Annotated in this window: 2 protein-coding genes; both read right to left on the bottom strand. The window is 54.4% G+C overall.

All coding sequences use genetic code 11. The annotated features are described in order from the left end of the window. A partial coding sequence (locus tag G3480_RS25225) for an integrase arm-type DNA-binding domain-containing protein (protein ID WP_164656972.1) occupies positions 1-668 on the bottom strand: 668 nt, incomplete at its 3' end. 1,163 nt (positions 669-1,831) lie between these two features. Next, the gene (locus G3480_RS28730) at positions 1,832-3,388 is read right to left on the bottom strand and encodes a DUF5906 domain-containing protein (protein ID WP_164656971.1); all 1,557 of its coding nucleotides are present in this window, start codon (positions 3,386-3,388) and stop codon (positions 1,832-1,834) included. Positions 3,389-4,292 lie beyond the last annotated feature (904 nt).

Raw genomic sequence — 4,292 nt, 5'->3', positions numbered from 1 at the left:
CTCAGCACCGACAGCAACCGGTGAAGTTCCTCATCGTCCATGTAGTGCTCCACCTGATTTCGCTCGGGGATCAAGGGAACCTTCGCGGCAGGATTTCGCTCCAGCATGTCCCATTCCACGGCCAGATTCAGCATTCTTCTCAGGAGCTTGATGTAGTGGTTACAAGTCGCCGCCGCCAGACCGTCGGCCTTGAGGTCGGTATGGAAGCGCTGGATCTCTTGGCGGCTGATCTGGTTTAGGCGACGGTCTCCAAATGCCTGCTTCAGCCGTAACCTGAACAGCTCTTCGTCTTTGGCCCAGGTCTTCTTCCGTTCCCGAGCAAAGGGCAGATAGTGTTCTTCGAAGAAGGCGTTGAGGGTGGGAACTGCTTTTCTGGCTTTCTCCTCCTCTCTTGGGTTGGCACCGAGGGCGATTTCGGCCTTCAGTTTCTTCGCCTGTTCCTTGGCCACAGCGAGATCCATCTCTTGGGTGCGTCCGATGCGTTGATGGCAAGTCTTGCCGTTGGCATCCTTGTAGCGCAAGTAGTAAGTACCCTGTCCAGGGGACGTGGATCGAACCTCGACATAGAAACCGGACCGATCGTGATGGACATATTCGATGCGGCTGCGGTCATCCGGGCAGACGAGGGATTGAGCGATAAATTTTGCTGTTAAGTTAATGATGGGCATGACAAGTGATCCTTTAAGACTTCGAAAAAGACTTGGCCGAATAAGTGTTTAGTTCTTGATTTGAAACAGGAGTTTAGTGATTAAAAACTCCACCGAGGAGTAGTTCCTTCAAGGTCGGTCATAAGAAAATGCCACCCTCACTTCAAAAGGGCATGATGGCGTTCGCGAGTGATCCAGAGACTGCGCGATCAGTATGCACCAGATGTAACGCGCGTCAAGCGTCTATCGGCAATGACTCGCCAATTGAAATCACCAGCGACTCATTTCCCTTCTAACGCGCTTTCACTCGGAATGAATCCGATTGAAGCAACGCGTTTTCACCTGGATTTGACTCCTTCCTGATTTATGTTCATTTATAGGGAGGTGTAAGCGAAAGAATCACCTGGGTATTTCTTGATCAAGGCAAAAGCCCATTCATAGCTAAGGTTGAAAGACGGTGTTATGGCCTTTCAGAAGGAAAGCTTTTGATCAAGCTCAACGGGCTTTCAGGAGGTCCCTGTTTAGGGGATACCGGGTGCTTGCGGCAGGAGTTGTGAGCATTGGTGCTACCCACTGATGCAGAACAATGGTTTGCAGACAATGTAGGGGATCGCAGGTGTTGGGCAGGTGGAGCGGGAAGCGAGTGCCATTGGAGCCCGACACATCAATCAGGCTGCGAAGAAGTTCCCGCAAGGTCGGTATAGGTTCGGTACAGAACCAAGGGTTGCCACGAACCGTCCATTATCCTGCTCTGCTAGACGTGGTTCGAGCTACTACAGCTACCTAGGCTCGGTGTTCCGAGCATCTAGACCGAAGATCGTACCCCGCAGTCTTCGCCCGAGCCGGGGTGACGGAAGGGGCCGCAGTGGCGCAGAGCGGCTGTGGGAGCCGGGGGCACGGATGCGGCACGGATGCGGGGACCGTTCCGAGCCGGCTAAGCCGATGAAAGGGATCGAAAACGGCCCTCCGGCACGGATGGCTCGGATGGCTCGGATGGCTCGGAAAAATCGGGAAAACACGCGTCGAGCGTACCGGGAGGCGTCGGGAGGATCGGGCACCGAGCCGCCGGTAAGTCTTTTTGGCGGTTTGCCGAGCCTTGCGTGCCGGCTGCCGTAAGCCAATGAAAGTAATAGATAAAGACCGGCACGGATACGCGAGGGCTGCCGTGCCGACCCGTGCGGGTGCTACCAGTCGATGACGCTGCCGATCCAGGTCTCAAAGTCCTGACGGGCCTGCTCTAAGCTAGGCAGTTCCAAGCCACGTGACCGGTGGCCTCCTGTGCGGCGTTGCACCGCCTCGGCACTTGGGCATAGACGTGCAATATCCTGCGCAATCGTCCGGGCAGAGGGCTTCTTGTACAGCTTGATACCACGCGTATTCAAGATCTCCTCAACGGTATCGGTGGTGCTGATGAAGTCCGGCCATCCACCATGCGGTGGGATCACGCCTTCCTCCAAACAGCCGTACCACCACTGCGAAAGGCCTTCCAGGCTGCGCAGTTTTTGCTCCAGTAACTCCTCGGTCTGCGGCTTGTCACGGACGTTGAAGTCAGTGAGGTCTATCGCAAGAAGCTCCGCTGCGAAGGCCTCAACAGCCCCGCTGGCGATGCTCGCATACAGCTCCTTCCAACGGGCATGATCGCCTTTGTAATCGTCCGACACGCGCAACGCGAAATCACGTCGATCGTCGCGCTCCGTATGCTTCAGATGTTCCGCATTCGTCGCGAGGAAGAACCGATGGTAGCTGTTAATCTGCCGGCTGGGTTGGTATTTCTGGCTGATCTGGATCACCGGCTCCGTCACCAATGACTTCAGCACATTGGTACCGCTTCGATTGCCGACGAACAGGGCTTCATCCATGAAAACGATGAAAGCATTCTCCAGTGATCCATTGAAATTCCCTGTGATTTCGTCGATGTTGTGCACCTGCAGGAAGGTCGCACCCCAAATCCATGCCAGGATACGGGCGAACGTTCCTTTGCCGGTCCCCTGCCCGCCAAGCAGCGTGATCATCACACCCGGCTTTTCCCAAGGCCGTTGCAGCGCGTGCGCTAGGTATTTGAGCAGATACTCGTAGACGCGTGGGTCGCCCCCACAAATCGCCAAGAACAGAAACCGCTTGATCGGCTCGGCGTCACCGTCAGCGGGTTTGATCGTCGGCCCAACCCAAAGGTTGATGTAGTTCGGCGTCGTCTCCCTCGGGTTGAACTCGATCCCCTCGTAGCAAATTGTCTCGGGGCTCATGAAAAAGTCGTCGACAACCTTTGTGACATCCGCTTGCGGAAAATCGGCTCTGATCGCCCGCTTGATGCTGAGCGTGAGATCATTCTTCCTAAGCAGATCAAGTTGAGGTGCCTTTCCCGACCGCTTCTGCTTCTCCAACTCAGCGAGCGCGATGCCGAAATACATGCCGTTGAGCATAATCAACCCAAACATGGCCTGCATCGCCGCAAGTGCATCTGTGGGCTCCTCCTCTTTTGCCACTTCCGGTGGCGTGTCCCCAGCCGATCCTCCTGCTTGCAGTTGATTGGCATCGGGCGTGGAACTCGCCACGTCATCAGAAGGCGTCTTCGCTTCTGGTTGGTCTTCGGCGTGCACCGAAGCTTCCGTGGATGCAGCGTGTTTTGTGCCAAATAGTTGTTCGCTTAACTCATCCTTGCCGAAAATTTGTCCGGTTCCTACGCCAAAATTATCACCGTCTGTTGCTTTTCCTGATCCATCGTCATCGAAATCGTCTTTCACTGAAATCTCCTAATTGCAGGTACAAAAAATGCTCAGTCTGCAACCGGGACCTGATGGCTTTTCTGTTGAGGAATCTATCAAATATCCATTAACTTTCTGCTTTTGACTCAACGTGGCGCAACTTATCTGACAAGAATCTCTAATGACACTATCTCTCAACTGCTGATGCGTCCTCAATTGATTGCCGTCGGCCCATCATCACGACCGAGCGGCCATAATCATAGCAGCAGCGAGTCCTAAGTCAAACCCCCAACTGAATACACGATACGCATGTTGCCTGTAGCCTATCGTTATCAAGTCGATGCCTATAGATGTGCTTCTGATAGGGAATAATTCCTATAGTGCTTATCTTCGGTCGATCGGTTCCAACGTACTGCGCTTTAGCCTTGATATTCGTGTGTACTGATTAAAGTGCTTTTAGCTTGAGACGGCGATAATCAAAGATTATAGGTCCTGCCTGGAAAATCTCGTGTGCTAGCGGATTTCCGGAGGAACACCTCAGCTGCCATCCTCGGCAACGATTGGAAGCAGCAATCTACGGGTGCTCGAAGGCATAGTCCCGCAACAGGTGGGAGTGCTCCGGAACTAACGCGGCAAGCTCGGGTTGGACGCAGGCTATAGGTGTCGAGGCAAACGGCGTCAGCCGACAGGTTGCCTCGAAGCCGTTGTCACAGATCAAAGCGAACATCGGCGCTGAGGCTCGGGCTATGAGTTGCCCCCCGTTTCGCCAGGCGCTGCTAGACTTGGAGAAACGGGGCGTTGGTTGGGGTTTAGGGAAGCTCGGTGGGGTCGGCTCGGTCCTCAAGCCACAGGTGCGTTGCGAGCAAATCAGGGAGGCATTCGTCTGGATAGTCCATGTCCAGTACCATCAGCAGCAGTTCGATCATGGTTTCACCTCTTTCAT

The sequence above is a fragment of the Thiorhodococcus mannitoliphagus genome, from assembly GCF_010915725.1.
In the GTDB taxonomy this organism is placed as follows: Bacteria; Pseudomonadota; Gammaproteobacteria; order Chromatiales; family Chromatiaceae; genus Thiorhodococcus; species Thiorhodococcus mannitoliphagus.
The sequence above is the reverse complement of the archived record's forward strand: the minus strand, read 5'-3'. Positions and strand labels throughout refer to the sequence as shown.